Genomic DNA, 20066 nt, shown 5'->3' on the forward strand with positions numbered 1-20066 from the left:
CCGCCCGCATCCACACCATGATCATGGGAACCGCCTTCGACGAACGCACCAAGGCCCAAGCAGGAAAACACCACCCCGACCCCCTCGTGCAAGCCATCGCCGGAGTCGACCTGCAAACCCTCGCGAAGCCAGAGTCCCTAGAAGACACCCTCGACCTGGCAGTCGAGGACCTGACCTCCGCACGATACTCACCAGACCGCATCCTCGGCCGCACCATGGCCGACCACGGCCTGCGCATCCGCTCCACCGAAGAAGCACTGGCGATCATCGACGAATACGCCGACTACCGCCTCACCATCGACGGCGTTCCCGCCGACCGGACCGTGATGGACGCCTTCGCCGCCCGCCTCACCGGCGACGCCGGCTTCCGCGACCCCGTCACCGGCCACCAATACCCGCCGACCTGGACCCTCGACAACCCGGCACTCCGCGCCGAACACAGCCAGAAAATACGCGAACTCAGCCAACAACTCGCCGACCGGGAAATCACCGCAACCCAAGCGCTCGACGAAGTCCGCCGCCACACCACCGCCATGCGAAATGAATGGGGCGTCCGCGACGACGCACCGACCGACCGTCCACCGTCCACCCCCTTGACGTTCTCTCATGCCGGCACCCAACCGACCCTGGAACCTGGTGCGCAGGGCTCCGCCGATCAGGGCCGAACCGCGCGGGACGAGGAGAGGTCACGTCCGAACGGCGACGGCACCGATCCGTCGCCGACTCCCGGGTTCCGCGACAGCGAGGTCAGCTGGGCGCCCCGTGTGCCGGATGCGGAGCTACCCGGGAATGCCACGCAGCCGGTGATCGACGCGAGTCCGCCCGAGAACCGGTCCCATGCACCGCGGCGGACACGGTGGAGCGCGAGTTCGCCGTTGACCGCGTCGGCCATGGGCGTCCCCGACACCGAAGACCCCTTCGGCGAACACGGCAGGGCATGGGACCACGGCCGCCCGGTACCCAGACAAGTAGACAAGCTCGCGGAATTCAGCGTGCACGGCGGTGGCTGGTCCCGGGGCGAGCAACCCGAGCCGGGGGACACATCCGAGACCGATGCGGCGCCGGGTGACCCCGCTCCTGTCGACTTGTCCATAGAACCGCCTACTGCCGGGCCGCGCACAACAACACCGGGCCAGCCTGCAATCACCGGTGTGCCCATCGGGCGGGCCTGGAGCTATGTCGCCGACGAGACCCGCCGACTGGTGCAGGCGGCACTGGGCAGCTGGTCGGAGGACGCAGCTGCGACCACGGCGTCCGAGGCGGCGGGGCAGCTTTTGGATCACTACGCCAACCTGCACGCTCGGGGGCTGGACACCGCCAGGATCGACGGACCGTCCATCGGAGTCATCCTCGACCCTCCCTGGGACGAATCAGCGGTGCCCAACGACGACCGACGCATCCTCTTCGAAATTCCCGAGGCCGGTGCGGGGCCCTCCATCATTCGCAAAGTCGCACGTGAGGGGCAGCCGCTGCAACAGCTCGCACCCATCCACGGAAGCGACCAGCTGAAGCTCCTCGATGCCGCCACCGTGCACGGCGATCCCGAGCTCCACGCGGACATGCGCGGACTCGACATCAAGCCCGACATGGCGGCCGCTGTGGCCGTGGGTCTGGGCCGCGCCACCGCTCACCTACTGATGACACAGTTCTGGCCGGACAGAATCAAAACCACAGTGAACTCGGTCGTCGAGGACATGATCCACCACGGGATCGAGCCGGGCGCACATGCAGCACTGCTATTCACACTCGTGATGGTCCAGGACGACAACGACCAAGCCGAAATCCTCCGCATCGGCCTCCGCGTCTGGGGCACCGGTGCAGCACCAACACTGCCGATGAACGCGCTCCACGAACCGGACCTGGCCAGATACGGACTGCGCGCCATGGACACCGGAACAGCGACGAACTCGGACAGCTATGACATCTGGGCAGTCCTCGAACTCGACACAGCAACAATTGTCGGCCTCCCACGCGGACCGACCCCGCCCGCAGCCATAACCGCAACCTCGCCGCAGGGCACGATTTCTCCCGACTGGGGCGACATGAAGCCGAACACGGGAGTCCGGGCGACCGGCGCCGTGGCCGAGGATCACACGACGCTGTGGACCAAACGCCGCCCCGCAGTGGCGAATACAGGGCCGACCGATCCGCCGGATACCCCACCCACGCCGAGTCCCCGGCACAAAGTCACGGCAGCTGGCACCACACCGGCCGGAGCCCACGACGCGACGTCCGCGTCGACCACGACGGACCGGGAAGCGGAGACCGCAATCTCCAGGGCGGCCGACGATATTTCCGCCGACCAGCGCACATCGACCAGCACACCCGCGCTGGGATCCCCCGACCCCGCCGAGCCATCCACGACCCGCGGCGGCGGTGCCCTGACAACTGAACCAGCACAGCATCTGGATTCCCCGGATCTGTTCGAGCCTGCGCGACCTGAGCCGTCGGTAGCCGGTGATGCATCGAATTCCGGCGGTGCGGTGGCCGAGCCCGCTGTTGCGATGTCGGGTGGCAATGCCAGCCCCTTTCAGATATTGGATGACATTGGCGATCCAGGAGATGGGTGTGTCGCGGGCTACGGGCCTGCTGGGTTGTACGGAGGGGGTGGAGTGATGCTGAGGCATGTCGATATCTTTGGAGTGGCGCGTTACTTTCTAGTGCGAATGGGGCACGGTTACGCACAAGAGAATTGGCAGCTTCCTGGTGGATCGAAGGGTTCTAATGAGACGCCCGCAAATGCCGCCGCCCGCGAGCTCGCCGAGGAGGCGGGCGCATCACCGGACTACCTCGACCAGTTGAAATTGACCGGTCAACATGTGTTCTCACACCCTGAACACGATTGGACGTACGTCACTTACACAGCGGACGTGCCTTATCGGCTGAATCCGACAGTAGACGGGTGGGAGACTGTTGATGCCGGGTGGTTTACCGTTGAGGAGATACACCGTTTGGATCTGCACAGCGCGCTGCGGAGTAGCCTACCCGAGATAATGATGGCCCATCCTCCATTCGGGTCGGCGCCGGGTGACAGTCCGGACTTTACGGAATCCGCGGAGTTCCTCGACTGGAACGTAGGCGTTGGTGAAGCCGTACCGACACTTGATCGTCTATACCCGATACCATTCGAGCGGCCGGATTCGGAATCTCGGGTGGGAACTGCCGCAACCGGCGATCGGTCACATGAACATACTTCATCGCTTACCGATTCAACAGGATCGGTGCATGTCGAGCGCGCGGAGGTGCTCACCGGGGAAGACGTCCTTGCCATCCAGGATTACACATTCCTGAATTCCAGTTCCTACAATGATCAGTTGCGGAACATATATGATGAGGAGGATCCACTCCTCGGATACGAAGAGTTCATAGATGCAATCAACAACGCACTCGCCAAGCTGCCGGATTACGAAGGACCGGTTGTGCGCCTCACCATGCTGTCATCCGAAATTCTCGGTCAGTACAGCGAGGGTAACACTGTAGTTGAGGCTGCCTTCACTTCGACTTCTCGGAGTATCACCAACATACCGGTCCGCGTCGCGGAAAGAGCAAATGTCGAGATGAGGATCATCAGTAAAACAGGCAAAGATGTATCGAGGATCTCCGACAAACCACGAGAGCTCGAGGTGCTATTTCGATCGGGAACTGAGTTCTATGTCACGGAGCGCCATTTCGACCCCGTCTCGAAGCGCACTGTGATCGCGATGACAGAGATCGCCGCCGGTGGGGGGACAGTGCAAGGCGATGCCGCGGACTTCGGCGAGCCGTCGCCGGCGGGGAATCCGGGTTCTCCGCCGACGACGGCGCTGGACTCCAAGCCGGTGCCGAAGAGCTATGTAGGTACGCCAGCCGATGCCTTGGACACCGACCGCAAGCGCCTGGCCCGGAATGAGGGGGTTCCGATGCAAGGAGTGACATCTGCGGAGGAGTTTCTGGGCGGCGTACATCTGGCCTTCATGACCGCGCCTGATGGTGTACCGGGCGTCGGGTCATCAGCCTCCCCGTCCTCGTCTGACGCAGCGAACAACGGGAATCCCGGGAACGGCCACGAACAGGATGCTCCCGAACAGCGTCCATCTCAGGCGCCGGGCGAAAGGCCCCGCAATGCGCCCGTGGTGGCAGCTCTATCGGCCGTTGTCGATACCGGACTATTGGAGTTGGTCCGTGAGGCCGTCGCCGCCGAACGTGATGCTGCCGTGGTAGATCCGCATGCGGATGTGGTCCGCCGCCAGAAGCTGGACGGCATGGTCGGGCACCTCGACAAGTTGCGGGAGGTGCTTTCGCAACCGGAGGCAACCATCGCGTCGGATCGACTCCGGTTGCTAGTACAGCATTTCCATGCTGCCGCGGAGTGGTTGGCGGCGCTGATGGACGCGAACAATGCTACCGACGGGCAGGTCTACCCCGACATTGCCGACCGTAACCGGCAGGCGGCGGAGGCAGTGGACCGCTACCGCGCAGCCGACGAGCGGGTCGAGCAAGGCGGGGCAGCGCTGCAGGCGGCCCGGGCGGACAGCTCGACCGGCGCGGGCGACATGAGCCTCTCGGCGTCGGTCGATGTGAACCAGGTGTGGTTGGTGCGCGAGGGGATCGCGGCAGAACGGGACGCCTCAGTAGATCCGCGCGCGGCGGTGTTGCACGCGGATATGGCGCGCTATCGAAAGCTGCACGCCATGCTCGGGTTCATCGATGAGTTGGTGGCCGAGTTGGAGCGACCGCCGACCGTCCCGAGTGAACGGTTCGGGTTGTTGGTCCATCACTTCAACGCCGCGGCGGACTGGTTGGCGGCGTTGGTGGATGCGGACAAGGCCACCGACGGACAGGTCCATCCGAACCTTCGGGATCGGGTCCGGCTGGCCGCCGAGGCCGTGAGCCGCTACCGGGCGGCTGATGCCCGAGTCGGTCAGGTCGGGGCAGCACTGGCCGCCATGACGCAGGACCAAAATTCCGATGGCCGATCGGGATCTGCACCGGCCGAGCGGAAACAGAGCGTAGGTGCACCTCGCCCCGAACAAGAGGCGCAGTCCGAGTCTGGGCAGTCGGTGCCGGGACAGCGCCACGAGCTGCCTCCTCCGGTGCAGCAGGACCTGGGTTCGATTGCCGGATACAGCGATATCGGCGTAGGGCCCGCAGGCCGCGGCCATCACAACAATCAAGACGCCTTCGCGATCGCGAAGCTCGACGTCGCGGGGAAACCCATCCAGGTGGCCGTCGTCTGCGACGGTGTCTCGAGTTCGCGCAATGGCGAACTCGCCGCACGCACGGCGGCCGATACAGCCCGCGACTATCTGGTAGCGGCCCTGGCCGAAGTCGGCTCCGACGGGCGATTCGATCGTGTGTCGATAGTGCAGGGAGCGACCGCAGCAGCACGACAGGCGGTCCGCGCCTTGGCCGAACTGCCGGAATACCGTGGGCTGCCCCACCCCCCGGCGTGCACAGTCGTGCTGGCACTGGAAGAGCACGACCAGGTCACCTTGGACTGGGAAGGCGACAGCCGGGCATATTGGCTGGACGAGAATGCCCCCGACTCCGAGAGTTTGACCAGGGACGACTCGATCGTCCCGCTACTGGTCGACACCGGCACCCCCGAAGCCGAAGCACTCGAACATGCCTACGCTCATCACATTTCCCGCTACCTGGGAATGCCTCCAGGAAGTGAACAGCCGTCCCATGCCAAGACGATTCCCCTTCCCCGCAAAGGGCACCTGCTGTTGTGCACGGACGGACTGTGGGGGAAGACCTTCGCGGCCGAGTCCCTCGCGAACGTCCTCCAGCACGCGCAGGACCAGTCCCCTGGCGACCTTCTCGCCGCGCTGCGCGCCTTCCGACAGAACGCGCTGCGGAAAAAGGACCGCGACAACATCACCGGCGTCCTGGTAAACCACACATCACCCGCACCCACGACCAGTCGCTCGACCGCGAAATCCGGCGGCGGTGCACCAGCCCCCGGCCCAGGACTGTCTTTCCATCCACACGTCGGTCCGGACGAAGTACTCGATGTCCGCCCCGGCGTCCCAACCCCCGGCCACGACGGCTTCGGCGATGTCGACGAGTTCGGCAATCGGACGCGCAGTGGAGCGATGGCTACCCATGTCCCCGCAGACGGACCGATGCAGGAGTTCGGTTTCAATCCCTGGACCGGAAGGCCGTGGCGGGTACTGCGTTTCGGTAATCGAAATCAACCGGATACACCGGGGAACCCGCAACCGCAGGGCGGCACATCCGAGCAGCAGGACGTGCCCGAGCCTTCGCCGATAACGCCTGATTCTCCGGAAACATCCGCCGCGGCGAATGATTCCAGCATCGAGCCGAGCGGATCCGAGCAGTCCAGCAAAACTGAGCCGTCGAACGACAGCGAAGGTGCCAAAAGGACCACATCACTGCTGAGTGTGATTCGCGCCGACCCCGCTTTCGGCATACGCCTCGCCACCGAGGCCACCCACACGGGCGGAATGGTACTGGCGTCGACGGCGATGGGCCTTTACGTGGCCGCGGAGGCCGGACCTGTGGCGTTGGGTGTCGGTGAGCTGATCACCAGCGCGCTACCGATCGCCGTTGCACCGTTCGCGGGATATCTGGCCGACCACGGCTCGCCCAGGAGAGTAATGCTGAGCGGTCTGGGCATAGGGTCGGCAGGAGCACTGTTGGCGATTGCCGCGGTGGCGGCTCAAAATTCATACACCATCCCCGGGCTCGTCGGAGCAACGACGCTGGAAGTAGTCTCGAACCAGCTTTATAGGGCAACGATGTTCCGGTACCTCCAAGAGGAGGCCGGCGACGCGCAAGAAGGACTGGAACGCTTCCATTCCGTCGCAGGGGAAGGCATTTCACTCGCGGCAAAAGGGCTCGGGCCTCCGATACTGGCACTCGGCGCCGCTTTCCCTCCGGCCATCAATCTCGGGACGAACATTGTGAGCGCGGCGACCATATCGCTGGTGCCGGATACGCCGGCCGCGCCGAAGACTTCGGAATCGGACAGTGCCTGGGAAGGCTTCAGCACCTCGATCCGTCAAGGCGTGCACACGATCCAGGACCATCCCCTGCTTCGACGCATCAACACCAACGGCGGTCTCACCTGGCTCTTCCTAGGTGCGCAAGGGACCCAGCTCACGTGGCTGCTCGCCCACTCCGGCCTTTCACCGGGGCAGATAGGCATGGCGGCGGCGATCCCTCTTATCGGGATCAATCTCTCGAACGTGGTACTCATCAAGCGGTTGGCCGACGAGCGGGCGCAAGCAGTCAGAATCAGCAGGCTACTCACCGCCAAATTGGTCGCCGCGGCAGCGGCGGCCGGCGCGCTGGCAACCACCCCCGGCCCGTGGGCGGCCCCGGTGATACTTGCAGGCGCCTGGATGGTCTTCAATCCGAGCAACTTGGCTATCAACGCCCACGTGACCAGGACGGTCCCGTCTGAACTACGCGGACGTGTGAGTTCCCTCCGCGGTATGACATCAGGGGCTGCAGCCGGGCTGAGCAGCATGAGCGCCGCCGGCGCAATCGCAGCATGGGGCCCCGGGCCCACAGCCATAGGTATGGCCGCGGCATTCGGTTCCATCGCGTTCGTGTCCGTCATCCGCCGAATCTTCGGAGAAGACAAGGCGCTGGAGGACCCGGCTGCCGCCTCCCGCGCCCGGGAACTGCTCGACGGCATCAACCAAACAGCCGAAGTCTTGCGGGCACTCGGCCTCAACGAAGCAACCAAACCCAAACCACGACTGAAGAAAGTCACCCACCTCCGGGACTTCATTGCCGCCCAACTCGTCAAAACCCACCTCGACCCCGACAGCGAAGACCCTCTCGCCCACATCATCGACGACGTCCGAAACCTGAAAGACGGCGCAGACACTGCTGTCGTCTTCCTCGACTACGGTAAGAAGAGGGAAAACGGCAAGAAGAAGGGGATTCGCCCCTACACCGTCATCAACATCGACAACCGTCGCAGCGGCGAAATAATCATCTTCGACGCCGACATCAGTGACCGCGACCACCCGGATGCCCCCGAACGCGCCCCCCGCGTCCGCTCATACGAAGAATGGAAACAGTCTTACGCCCGCGACATCGGAGAAGTGAAAGAAGCCTTCGTCGCCTGTCTCACCACCGACGAAGAAGGCCGCCTCACCAACCTCTTTCGGTGAACGCTTTGCCTCTTCGCGATCGAATGATGCGAAGTCGGCCACGGCGTTGCGCGCTGCAGCTCGTTCTCCACTCGACCCGGCGCCTCTTGTGGCGCAGCTCGGCCGGTTCCCTGCGCTCGGTGCGCAGGTCGACGCAGATGCGGAAACCTACGACTCCGCTCCGTAGATATGCCGGTCCGTTGCCGCACCGCGCGGAATTCGGATCGGCGTGATCGAAATGTGCTTGCCGTCGCACGGGTGGCGGATTGCCCGCGCCGCGGCGCATAGTGCCAGGTCGGGGCAGGGTCGGGGCAGGGCCGGCCCCGCGCAATAACATCCTCTGAATTCTGGCGGGTGCTATGCGGGCCCGGAGGTGGTCGCTGGCGCATTATCTTCGCTATCTGTGCAGGTCAGCGAGAGAAAGGCAGATGCGGTGGCGGCGGAACCCAGTCCGGTGCGGCAGTTGCGTGCCGATCAGGCGCGGCGGGTCGCCGACATCTTGCGCCACCAGTTGCACGCGGGTGCGTTCGACGGCTCGCTACCGAGTGAACAGGAGCTGGCCGCGGAGTACAGCGCCTCGCGCAATACGGTCCGCGATGCGTTGGCCCTGTTGAAGGACGAGGGTTTGATCGATCGTGCGCCGAAGGTCGGTACCCGGGTCGCCACTCGTAAGTACGACCACGGGCTCGACACGCTGCTCGGTTTGCAGGAAACCTTCAAAGGCCACGGCACCGTGCGCAACGAGGTACGCGCCGCGATGCACGTCACCGCACCGCCCGCCGTCGCGCGCCGCCTCGGCCTCGCACCGGGCGAACGCGTCGTCTACCTGGAGCGGCTGCGCTACCTCGCGGACCTGCCGCTGAGCCTCGATCTCACCTATCTGGTGCCCGACATCGGCACCGAGGTGCTCGGCCACGACCTGGAGCACACCGACGTCTTCGTGCTGCTGGAACGCATCAGCGGCCACTCGCTCGGTTCGGCCGATCTGGCTGTGGAGTCGGTGCCCGCCGACCCGCACACCGCCTCCACCCTCGACGTCCCCGGCGGCGCACCCCTGCTGATGCTGGAACGGCTGACCCGGCTCGACGACGGCCGTCCGGTCGACCTGGAGTACATCCGCATGCGCGGCGACCGAATCACCATGCGCGGCAGCCTGACCCGCAGCAGCACCCCCGAATGGAAGGTCCTCTAGATGGCACTCGTGAACCAGCGCACCGACATCCCGGTCACCATCGACGAGTCGCTCTGTATCCAGGGATGCACGCTGTGCGTCGAGATCTGCCCGCTCGACTCGCTGGCCATCAACCCCGACAACGGCAAGGCCTTCATGCACGTGGACGAGTGCTGGTACTGCGGTCCGTGCGCGGCCCGCTGCCCCACCGGCGCCGTCACCGTCAACATGCCCTACCTGCTCCGCTGATCTGGAAGTCCGATGAGAGTGAAATTCGCCCCCGTCCTGCTCGCCGTCGCGCTCGCGCTGACCGGCTGCTCCCTGGAGAAAACCGACGACACACCGGCGGGCACCGTCAAGGTGGTCATCGGCTATCAGTCCAAGACCATCAACACCGTCACCGCGGGTACCCTGCTGCGCGCACAGGGCTACCTGGAGCAGCGGCTGCAGAAGATCACCGACAACGGCGGCGCGAAGTACCAGGTCGAGTGGCAGGACTACGACACCGGCGCGCCGATCACCGCGCAGATGGTGGCCGAGAAGATCGACATCGGGTCGATGGGCGATTACCCGCTGCTGATCAACGGCTCCCGCACCCAGGTCAACGAGCGCGCACGCACCGAACTCGTGTCGGTCACCGGGTACAACCTCAAGGGCGCGCTGAACATGGTTGTGGTGCCGAATGATTCGGCGGCGAACAGCATCACCGATCTGGCGGGGCAGAAGATCTCCGCCAGCGTGGGTTCGGCCGGGCACGGCACGCTGGTGCAGGCGCTGTCGCGGGCCGGGATCGATCCGGCCAAGGGTGTGGAGGTGCTCAACCAGCAGCCGCAGGTCGGCGCGACCGCGCTGGAATCCCACCAGGTGAGCGCGCTCTCGCAGTTCGTCGCGTGGCCCGGCTTGGTGGTGTTCCAGAACAAGGCCAAGTTGCTCTACGACGGCGCCGAACTCGGTGTGCCGACCTTCCACGGCGTGGTCGCCCGGCGCGCCTACTCCGCCGAGCACCCCGAGGTGCTCCAAGCGTTCCTCGCCGCGCAACTCGACGCCACCCAGTTCCTGCGCGAGAAGCCGTTCGAGGCCGCGAAGATCGTCGCCGACGGCTCCGGCCTGCCGCAGGAGGTGGTGTACCTCTACAACGGTCCCGGCGGAACGAGTTTCGACACCACGCTCGAGCCGAGCCTGATCGCGGCACTGAAAGGCGATGTGGCGTACCTGAAGTCGATCGGCGACTTCGCCGACCTCGATATCGACCGGTTCGTCGACGACGCCCCGCTGCGCACAGCGTTTACGGACACCGGCCGCGACTACGACCGCGAACTGGCGGACAAGGCCAATCCCACGCGTGTCACCGGCACCGATCCCGTGTGCGGTGCCGCGGCGGAGAATCCCACGCTGGCCGGGGAGCTGTGGCTGGACGGCGCGGACAAGCCGCAACCGGCCGCCGACCCGACCTGCCTGCTGCGCGCGATCCAGGCCGCGAAGGCGCAGGGCAAGGTGATCCGCGCCGCCTACGTCCCGGACACCGAGCTCGGCACACGCTGGTTCGCCGACAAGTCGGTCTGGCTGCGCGAGGGCGCCACCTACCTGCCCTTCACGACGGCCTCCGCCGCCCAGCGATACCGGCAGGCGCATCCGTCCGCCACACCGGTCGGCTACGACCAGGCCGTCACGGAAGTACGCGGATGACAAGCGAACTCGCCGCCCCCTCGGTACCGGTCGGTACGGCCGAGCCGACCGCGACCCGGTTGTCCGCCGCGACATCGGCGGTGTGGCGCTCGCGCCTGCTGCGGGTCGCGTCGGTCGCCGCCGCGGTCGGGGTGTGGCAGCTGCTCACGGTGGGCAACGTGCGGGCGGTACTGCGTTTCGACACGCTGCCCACCGTCACCGAGATCGTCGCCGAATTCGGCACACAGCTACGCGCCGACCAGTATTACCTGGACATCGCCCAGTCGCTGCTGCGGATCGTCACCGGTTTCGGGCTGGCCGCCGTGGTCGGCGTGATCGTCGGCATCGGTCTCGGCCGGTCCCGGCTGCTCGCCGACACCTTCGGCCCGCTCGCCGAGCTGGTGCGGCCGATTCCGGCCATCGCTCTGGTCCCGGTCGCGATCCTGCTGTTCCCCAGCGACGAGTCCGGCATCGTGTTCATCACCTTCACGGCGTCGCTGTTCCCGGTGCTGGTCAGCACGCGGCACGCGGTGCGCGCGCTGCCGACGATCTGGGAGGACGCGCTGCGCACGCTCGGCGCGTCCCGGCTGGACGTGCTCACCCGCGTGGTGTTCCCCGGCATCCTGCCCGGCGTCTTCAGCGGCCTGTCGGTCGGCGTCGGCGTGGCGTGGATCTGCCTGATCTCCGCGGAGATGATCTCCGGGCGCCTCGGCGTCGGCTACCGGACCTGGCAGGCGTACACCATCGTGGACTACCCGGCGGTCTTCGTCGGCATGATCACCATCGGCGTCCTCGGTTTCGCGACGTCGGGGCTGGTCGAGCTGGCCGGCCGCCGCATCACCCGCTGGCTGCCCAGAGAGGTGGAGGCATGACCACCGTGATCGTCGACGCACCGGCATCGACCGGAATGCGCTTGAGCCTCACCGGCGTCCGGATCGCCTACGGCGGCGAACCGGTGCTCGACGGGCTCGACCTGACCATCGCGCCGGGGGAAATCCTCGTCGTGGTCGGCAAATCCGGTTGCGGCAAGTCGACGCTGCTGCGCACCCTCGCCGGACTGCGTGCTCCGGAAGGCGGCGCGATCCTGGCCGACGGCTCCGCGGTCACCGGACCCGCCGCCGACCGAGCTCTGGTGTTCCAGGACGACGCGCTACTGCCGTGGCGCACGGCGCGACAGAACATCGAACTCGCCCTGCGCTTGCGCGGTATACCCCGCGCCGAACGCCGAACGACCGCACTGCACTGGGTGGACGAGGTCGGGCTCACGGGGTATGGCGACTACCTGCCCCGCGACCTCTCCGGCGGCATGCGTCAGCGCGTCCAGCTGGCCCGCAGCCTGGCCGCCGCGCCGCGCGCCGTGCTGATGGACGAGCCGTTCGGAGCATTGGACACCCAGACGCGAGAGACCATGCAGCGACTGCTGATCGACACCTGGCGCGCCCACCCCACCACCATCGTCTTCGTCACCCACGACCTCGACGAGGCACTGCTACTCGGCGACCGCATCGCCGTGCTGAGCGGCGGCACGCTGCGCGCACTGGTGCCGGTGCCCAACCCGCGCGAGGCGATCGACCGGTCGGCGGCGAAGGCCGAAATCCTGGAGAAACTATGAACACTCCGCCGCTGTCGGAACGAATCCGGCTGGACTGCGACGTGCTCGTCATCGGCGGCGGCACCGCGGGCACCATGGCCGCGCTCACCGCCGCCGAACAGGGCGCGAACGTGCTGCTGCTGGAGAAGGCGCATGTGCGGCACTCCGGTGCGCTGGCGATGGGCATGGACGGCGTGAACAACGCCGTCATTCCCGGCAAGGCCGAACCGGAAGACTATGTCGCCGAGATCACCCGGGCCAACGACGGCATCGTCGACCAGCGCACGGTGTATCAAACCGCGACGCGCGGTTTCGCCATGGTGCAGCGGCTGGAGCGCTACGGGGTGAAATTCGAGAAGGACGAGTACGGCGAGTACGCGGTGCGCCGGGTGCACCGCTCCGGCTCGTACGTGCTGCCGATGCCGGAAGGCAAGGACGTCAAGAAAGCGCTGTATCGCGTACTGCGGCAGCGCAAGATGCGCGAGAAGATCCGCATCGAGAACCGGCTCATGCCGGTGCGCGTGCTCACCGACAACGGCCGCGCGGTCGGCGCCGCCGCACTGCACACGCGGACCGGCGAATTCGTGGCCGTCGGCGCGAAGGCGGTGATCCTGGCCACCGGGCCCTGCGGCAGGCTCGGGCTGCCCGCCAGTGGATACCTGTACGGCACCTACGAGAATCCGACGAACGCGGGCGACGGCTACGCCATGGCCTACCACGCCGGGGCCGAGCTCAGCGGCATCGAATGCTTCCAGATCAACCCGCTGATCAAGGATTACAACGGCCCCGCCTGCGCCTACGTGGCCAATCCGTTCGGCGGCTACCAGGTCAACGCCCATGGCGAACGCTTCGTCGATTCCGACTACTGGTCCGGTCAGATGATGGCCGAGGTGAAGCGCGAGATCGAATCCGCGCGGGGACCCATCTATCTCAAGGTGTCGCACCTGCCCGACGAGACGCTGAGCACACTCGAAAGCATCCTGCACACCACCGAGCGCCCGACCCGCGGCACATTCCACACCAACCGTGGCCACGACTACCGCACTCATGACATCGAGATGCACATCTCCGAAATCGGCTTGTGCGGCGGGCATTCCGCCTCCGGCGTGTGGGTCGACGAGCACGCGCTCACCACGGTGCCGGGCCTGTACGCGGCGGGCGATCTGGCCTGCGTACCGCACAACTACATGATCGGCGCGTTCGTCTTCGGCGATCTCGCGGGCGCGCACGCCGCGTCCACGCTCGACGCGGTGGCGGCGCCAGATGAGCTGCCCGAGGACCAGCTGGCCACCGCGCACGAACTGATCTACCGGCCGCTGCGTCATCCGGACGGGCCGCCGCAGCCACAGGTCGAATACAAGCTGCGCCGCTTCGTGAACGACTACGTGGCGCCGCCCAAGACGGCCGCCAAACTGGCGATCGCGGTGGAGACCTTCGAGCGGATGCGCGGCGAGATCGCAGGCATCGGCGCCCGCACCCCGCACGAGCTGATGCGCGCGGCCGAAGTGTCGTTCATCCGAGACTGCGCCGAAATGGCCGCCCGCAGCTCCCTGACCCGGACCGAATCCCGTTGGGGCCTCTACCACGAGCGCGCCGACCTCCCCGAACGCGACGATGTCGAATGGCGATACCACCTCAACCTCCGCAAGAACCCCGACGGGACGATGGCGTTCCTGAAGCGGCCGGTGGCCCCGTACCTGGTTCCGGTGCCCGGACTCGACGACCTGCCCTCGGCCGATGTCGCGGCGGTGCCGGTGCACCAGCCGCAACCGGCCGCAGGCCGTGCTCCGCACACCGGCGTCGCCGCTGAGCACGACCGGGTCGGCTCCGGCGCTGGAAAGCAAGCTGCCACTCCCCCTTCGCCCCGCATCGTGGCGCTGCTCGCGCTCGACGAGCCGACCGTCCCACAGCTGTCGGCCTATCTCGCGGATCCGGATGCGGGCGTGCGGGCCGCCGCGATCTCGGTGCTCACCGAGCACACGCCGGACGGCTTCCCCACGGCTCTGATCGACGCGCTCGACGACCAGGCGGCCTCGGTCCGGCGCGCGGCCGCGGCGAGCTTGCGCGAACTGGTGGAAGTCTTACCCTCGGCGACCGGGCTTTCCGACCGGCTCGGCTCACCCGACCCGGTCGTTCGCGCCACCGTGATCGATCTGCTGCGCGCCCTGCGGGCCGGGACAGCCGCTCACTACCGCTCGGCGCTCGCCGACGTGGATCATCGGGTGCGCATCGAGTCGGTCCGCGCCCTGGTCGCACTGAACGATCGCGACGGTGTCGCCACCCTCGTCGCCGACGACAAGCGTGAGGTGCGCATCGCGGTAGCCCACGGGCTCGCCGCGATCGGCGACGGCGGCGCCGAGGTGATTCGGCGCCTCGCCGACGACCAGGACCCGCTGGTGCGCGCCGCGGCGTGCACCGCGTTCGCCCAACTCGGCGTCGAGCCCGAGGACGTCACCGCACTGGCGGCCGCCCTGCGCCACTCGGCCTGGCAGATCCGGGTGGGCGCGGCGCGCGGGCTCGCCGCAGCCGATCCGGACCTCGCAGTACCGATTCTGGCGGTGGCACTGGGCGATCCCCATCTGGATGTCCGCAAGGCGGCGGTATTGTCGCTGGCGGGGTGGCCGGACCTGGCCGCGGCACACGATGCACTGCGCGACGCGATCGACGACACCGACGCCGATGTCCGCGCGTATGCCCGGCGGGCGCTGGCCACCCAGCCCACCGCCTGGAACAAGCTGGTTGCCGCGGCTCGAAACGCTGGTTAGATTAGCGGGTCTACCGTTGCCGATCCGCTAGCTGGGTCATAGCCGGGCGGTGACGGGGAGGCCGGCGACGAAACCGTCGGCATTCTCGATGATCAGCGACGGGAGTGTGGGCGGTGACCTTGCCGAACTGGCTGGATCTCGCCGTGCTCGTAGCACTCGTCGCCGCCGCGGCGCTCGGCTGGCGCCGCGGCGCGATCGTGGCGCTGCTCGGGTTCGCCGGCGCGTTGGCGGGTGCGATACTCGGCGCCACACTGTCGGCCACGGCGCTCGCGAGCTTCGCTCCCGGCGCGGTGCGGCTACTGCTCGTGCTGATGGTGATCACCGGACTGGTCGCGTTCGGCGCGATCGCCGGGCACCGGGCCGGGCGCACCGCCCGCACAGCCGTTTCCACACCTGCCGGGCGACGCGCGGACGCTGTCTGCGGCGGCTTCGTCCATGCGTTGGCAGTACCCCTGGTGGTGTGGTTGTTCGCCGCGCCGCTGGAATCGGCGGCCCTGGTGCGTGATTCGACCACCGTGCGGACCGTCGACGATCTCGCCCCGTTTTGGTTGTCCGGGCTGTCCGAGGTGCTCACCGCGCCGATCGCGGACGCCGGGCTGGCCCGTCCGCTCGCGCCGCCCGATCCGGCCATTGCCGAAGGACCCATGCCCGCCGAGTTGCGCCCGAGTGTGCTTCGCATCCAGGATCTCGCGCCGACCTGCGGAGTTCGCCAATCCGGTTCCGGATTCGTGATCGCACCGGAGCGGGTGCTGACCAACGCCCACGTCGTCGCGGGCTCCAGCAGAGTCTCCGTCGACGCCGCCGCCGGGCCGCTCAGCGCGAGCGTCGTGCAGTTCGATCCGACCATGGATGTGGCGGTGCTCGCCGTCCCCGGTCTCACCGCGCCCGCCCTCACCGTCGCGCCCCGGCCCGCCGGAACAGGTGCCGACGCGATCGCGCTCGGCTACCCGAGAGGCGGGTCGTACACCGCCGTAGCGACCCGGGTACGCAGCCGCGCCGCCCGCCAGGTGCGCGACATCTACCGCACCGGTCTCGGCGAGCGCGAGATCTACACCCTCGACGGCTCGATCCAGCACGGCAATTCAGGCGGGCCGCTCGTCGATCGCAGCGGCCGTGTGCTCGGCATCGTCTTCGGTGTAGACGAGAACGACGGCAGCGTCGGGTTCGCCACGAGCCTTCCGGAAGTTCTCGATCGACTCGATCACGGTTGGCGCTCCGACCAGCCGGTCGATACCGGCCCCTGCACCACGTAGCGCAGGTCTACACCCGCCGGCGCTCTACTCCGTCGCACGTGCCCGGGCGCTGCGTGATCGGTGTACTCGCCGACCCTCCCGCACGACTGGGCACAGCTCCATCGCACGCGACCACGCCCTGTGTCCTCGGTCTACCCGCCCGACGCTCCCGCACGACTACACCGCGCCCCCACACAGCTGCGGCGCACGCGAGCACCTACTGTGCTCTGGATCTACTCGCCGGACTCACTCACGACTACACTCCGCCGTGCACAGCTGCGTCGCACGTCCACGCTTCGCTCGCTACGACGCGTCGGCGACGATCACAATGCCGCTGGAAGCGTCCAGCAGCGGGATCGTCCGCTCCGCGGCGTCGTCGACATGCACGCGCGGATGCGTGGGCAGCTCGGTCTCGTAATAGGTTCCCGGACCATAGAACTGCCCGTACTTCACCACCACGCCGTCGATATCCAGCACCGCCGCTTCGTGCTCGCGAATCACCGCACCCCGCCCCGCCGGCGGCTCCCAGGCAATGCTCTGCGCGAGAAAGCGCTTCGCCCCCGCGGCCCGCGCCGCGGCGATCAAGTTGCGCGTACCTTCGGTGCGAATCCGCGCGTTCGCCTCGGCCCGTTCCGGAACCAGCGCCGCGTCATCCGGCAGATCGGTGAGTTGATGCATCACCATCTCCGACCCGAACGCGACTACGGCCGCGGTCAGTGCCTCCGAGTCATAAACGTCGCACACCACCGGCTCGGCCCCCGCCGCCCGCACCTGATCGGCCTTCGCCGCCGACCGGGTCATCCCCGCGACCTCATGCCCCGCCTCGACCAGCAGCGGAAGCAAACGAACACCGATCACGCCGGTCGCACCGGCCAGGAAGATCCGCACGTAAATATTCTTGCAGCGTCGGCGGCGCTGCGCGTTCGCGGCCCCTTGTGGCCACCACTCAAACACAGCCCACCCAGGCGGTGACCTTGTCGCCATCCACCACGTATTCGATTCCGCGGGCGGCCAGCATGCGCAACACTGCGGTGTTTTCCGCGGTTGTGCTCACGAACAGTGACGTGTAGCCCTCGTCGGCTGCCCGCTCGATCAGCAGCGCGAATACAGCGGTTCCGATGCCGGTGCCGCGGTGGGAACGGCCGATCCACACCCCGGCTTCGGCGGCGCCCGGCGCGATCGGGCACAGCCGGGCGGCTCCGACCACCGCGCCGTCCGCGACGATGCAGTAGGTCGATTCGATCGGCGGAGTTGCCAGCGCCCTGCCGCGATGGAACTCCCGGAAACCCGCTTCGCGCTGGGCATTCCAGCTCGTGCCTGATCCTGCTACCGGCATCACCTCGACCGGAGCGGCGTCCGCCACAGCGGCGTGCAGCAGCTCGGTGAGCAGCTGTTCATCGAGGGGTTCGAGCGTGACGTGGTCGGACACGAGCCGATCGTGGCACCGGGACCGGCCGTGCGCGAGGGATTTTTCGCCTCGGCTCGGACCGGCGCGATCGGCTGCGCACCGAGCGGTCAGCCTCGACGGGCAAGCCAGTGGGCCTGCAGCCCGAACAGCTCGAGCTCGCCCATGGATGGTGTAGCGGGGTCGAGTTCGCGGTAGCGCTGGTAGACGTTGACCACGGCCCGTTCGGAATCCAGCCAGGTAGCGTACTCGCCGAGATCGATGGTCAGCGCCGCCTCCTGGAACGACAGCCCCCTCGCATGCGCGATATCGGCCTGTGCGCTGACGTACTCGAGGTACGCGCGAACGGCACGGACGCCATCGGGATCGGTGACGGGTCCATGGCCGGGCACGATCGTCGGGGCGTCGAGGCCGATCATGGTGTCACAGGCCGCGATCCAGTTGGCGATGGGGCCACTCCACACGATCGGGGTGCATCCGATGAACAGCAGGTCACCGGCGAAGAGCACACCGGCGTCGGGCACATGCACGACCGAGTCCGCCGCCGTGTGGGCGGGCCCGAGGTTGAGCATCCGCAGCTCGCGATCGCCGACGTGCACGGTCAGCTCGCGGTCGAAGGTCTCGTCGGGTTGACGCAGCCGGATACCCGAAAAGTCGAACGGCGCGAACCGCTCTCGTAGATACCGGCTGGTCACCGGGTCGACGTCGAGCACTTGGGTGAGCGCCATCAACGCCGGGGCCAGCCCATGGGCCATCTCCTCGGCAGTGTGCTTCGCGGTGATGATACGGACCGCTTCCCCGAGCAGCTGGTTGCCGTAGATATGGTCGCCGTTCTCGTGGGTGTTCAGCACGTGCGTGATCGGGGCGCGGTCGGTGATCGGCCGCATCGCGGCGAGCATCTCCCTGGTCAACGGCAGATCGAAGAGCGTGTCGACGAGCAAGGATGCGCCTGCGCCCGCGATCAAGCCCGCGTTCGACCAGCCGAGACCACCGTCGGGCAGCGTCCACGCCCACACATCCTTGCCGAGATCGTGCAGCCCCTTCGTGTACGGGACCAACGCCGCCGCACGGTTCACCCGCGGCGCGGGCGGTTCCCGATCCGGGTTCGGACGCTCGGCGACCGGATGGGGGGCGGGAGTACGGCGCACCGTCTGGCGGGTTTCGCCGAGGCCCTGCACCCGCAGCGTCACCACATCCCCCTCCTCGAGCCAGCTCCGGAAGGCCTTGGGATCGGCCATCGTCATATGCTCGATCAGCGTGCAGGTCGGTACGGTGCCAGAACCGAACACATCACCCGGTTGCAACTCGACCCCGCGCGAGGCGTACGAGATCACCTCGGCGAAGCTCCAATCCATCGCGCCGGTCGACCCGGACCCGATCACCTCGTCGTTCACCAGAGCAGCGGCCTCCAGACTCAATCTGCCGTCGCGCCGATAGGGCTCGAGCTCGTCGGCGGTCACCAGATACGGGCCGAGCGTGATGCCGCTGTCCTTTCCCTTGCCCTGCCCGATCGCCAGCTGGGCCTCCAGCGCCTGCAGATCACGCGCTGACCAATCGTTGAAGATGGTGTATCCGATGATCGCCTCTTCCGCCTGCGCGACAGTGAAGTCTTTGCCGCCGCGACCGATCACCGCACCGATCTCGAGTTCGAAGTCCTGCCATGCACTTCCGGGTGCGGTAGGCGCATCCTCGTATGGACCCAGCACGGTCGACGGTGCCGCGAAGTAGAACGCCGGAATCCGGTACCAGGCATCCTTCAGCGTCCGCGGTGCACCCATCGCCTCCTGGCAGTTCCGCATATGGTCCAGGAAGCACAGGCAGTCGCGGATCGCCGGCGGTTCCGGAATCGGCGCCCGCAGTGTCAGCTCGTCGAGCCGGACCACCTCGTCCGGGGTTCGCAGCGCCTTCTCGCCGACCGCATGCAGTGCGTCCGTGCCGTGTCGAATCAGATCGATCAGACGTATCCCCGGCGGAAGAGCGTGAACGGTCTCGCCGGACACCACCCCCACGCGATCGCCACGCTCGGACTTGTAGGTCACCCACCGCATCGTCGACCTCCATGGCTCGAATCTATGTTGGCCAACATATGCCGTGTTGGCTGACAAGTAAAGGTCATGGCTGATGCA

Annotated in this window: 11 protein-coding genes; 8 read left to right on the forward strand and 3 right to left on the reverse strand. The window is 67.1% G+C overall.

The features are described from left to right. Nucleotides 1-17 precede the first annotated feature (17 nt). The 8 genes from OHA40_RS02520 (at nt 18) to OHA40_RS02555 (ending at nt 16556) form a co-directional block, all read left to right on the forward strand. Nucleotides 18-8132: an NUDIX domain-containing protein gene (locus OHA40_RS02520; RefSeq protein WP_330231446.1), complete on the forward strand. Its 8115-nt coding sequence runs from the start codon at nt 18-20 to the stop codon at nt 8130-8132. A 412-nt stretch (nt 8133-8544) separates the two neighbouring features. Continuing rightward, nucleotides 8545-9303: a GntR family transcriptional regulator gene (locus OHA40_RS02525; protein ID WP_330231447.1), complete on the forward strand. Its 759-nt coding sequence runs from the start codon at nt 8545-8547 to the stop codon at nt 9301-9303. After that, nucleotides 9304-9531 (forward strand): 4Fe-4S dicluster domain-containing protein, encoded by a 228-nt coding sequence (locus OHA40_RS02530; protein WP_014984269.1) that lies wholly within the window; start codon nt 9304-9306, stop codon nt 9529-9531. 12 nt (nt 9532-9543) lie between these two features. Continuing rightward, nucleotides 9544-10968, forward strand: a complete 1425-nt coding sequence (locus OHA40_RS02535; RefSeq protein WP_330231448.1) for an ABC transporter substrate-binding protein — start codon at nt 9544-9546, stop codon at nt 10966-10968. Beyond that, a complete protein-coding gene (locus OHA40_RS02540; protein ID WP_330231449.1) occupies nt 10965-11819 on the forward strand; it encodes an ABC transporter permease in 855 nt (284 codons plus the stop codon). Before OHA40_RS02535 ends, OHA40_RS02540 begins: the two co-directional genes overlap by 4 nt. After that, entirely contained in the window at nt 11816-12559 is a 744-nt protein-coding gene (locus OHA40_RS02545; protein ID WP_330231450.1) for an ABC transporter ATP-binding protein, read from the forward strand. The genes OHA40_RS02540 and OHA40_RS02545 overlap by 4 nt, the downstream gene beginning before the upstream one ends. Next, on the forward strand, nt 12556-15303 hold the full coding sequence (locus tag OHA40_RS02550; protein WP_330231451.1) for a fumarate reductase/succinate dehydrogenase flavoprotein subunit: 2748 nt from the start codon (nt 12556-12558) through the stop codon (nt 15301-15303). Before OHA40_RS02545 ends, OHA40_RS02550 begins: the two co-directional genes overlap by 4 nt. Before the next feature lie 113 nt (nt 15304-15416). Beyond that, nucleotides 15417-16556, forward strand: coding sequence for a MarP family serine protease (locus tag OHA40_RS02555; protein WP_330231452.1), 1140 nt, complete (start codon nt 15417-15419; stop codon nt 16554-16556). Between the two features lie 282 nt (nt 16557-16838). On the opposite strand, the gene OHA40_RS02560 is transcribed toward OHA40_RS02555, so the two are convergent. From OHA40_RS02560 to OHA40_RS02570, 3 genes are all read right to left on the reverse strand, one after another. Then, nucleotides 16839-17423: an NAD-dependent epimerase/dehydratase family protein gene (locus OHA40_RS02560; RefSeq protein ID WP_330231453.1), complete on the reverse strand. Its 585-nt coding sequence runs from the start codon at nt 17421-17423 to the stop codon at nt 16839-16841. 58 nt (nt 17424-17481) lie between these two features. Continuing rightward, nucleotides 17482-17964: a GNAT family N-acetyltransferase gene (locus OHA40_RS02565; RefSeq protein ID WP_330231454.1), complete on the reverse strand. Its 483-nt coding sequence runs from the start codon at nt 17962-17964 to the stop codon at nt 17482-17484. 86 nt (nt 17965-18050) lie between these two features. After that, on the reverse strand, nt 18051-19988 hold the full coding sequence (locus OHA40_RS02570) for a fumarylacetoacetate hydrolase family protein (RefSeq protein ID WP_330231455.1): 1938 nt from the start codon (nt 19986-19988) through the stop codon (nt 18051-18053). Nucleotides 19989-20066 lie beyond the last annotated feature (78 nt).

Source organism: Nocardia sp. NBC_00508, assembly GCF_036346875.1.
Taxonomy (GTDB): Bacteria; Actinomycetota; Actinomycetes; order Mycobacteriales; family Mycobacteriaceae; genus Nocardia.

Coding starts and splice junctions, on each gene's coding strand:
- OHA40_RS02520 (WP_330231446.1), top strand. CDS start 18: ATGATCATGGGAACCGCCTTCGACGAACGCACCAAGGCCCAAGCAGGA.
- OHA40_RS02530 (WP_014984269.1), top strand. CDS start 9,304: ATGGCACTCGTGAACCAGCGCACCGACATCCCGGTCACCATCGACGAG.
- OHA40_RS02535 (WP_330231448.1), top strand. CDS start 9,544: ATGAGAGTGAAATTCGCCCCCGTCCTGCTCGCCGTCGCGCTCGCGCTG.
- OHA40_RS02540 (WP_330231449.1), top strand. CDS start 10,965: ATGACAAGCGAACTCGCCGCCCCCTCGGTACCGGTCGGTACGGCCGAG.
- OHA40_RS02545 (WP_330231450.1), top strand. CDS start 11,816: ATGACCACCGTGATCGTCGACGCACCGGCATCGACCGGAATGCGCTTG.
- OHA40_RS02550 (WP_330231451.1), top strand. CDS start 12,556: ATGAACACTCCGCCGCTGTCGGAACGAATCCGGCTGGACTGCGACGTG.
- OHA40_RS02570 (WP_330231455.1), bottom strand. CDS start 19,988: ATGCGGTGGGTGACCTACAAGTCCGAGCGTGGCGATCGCGTGGGGGTG.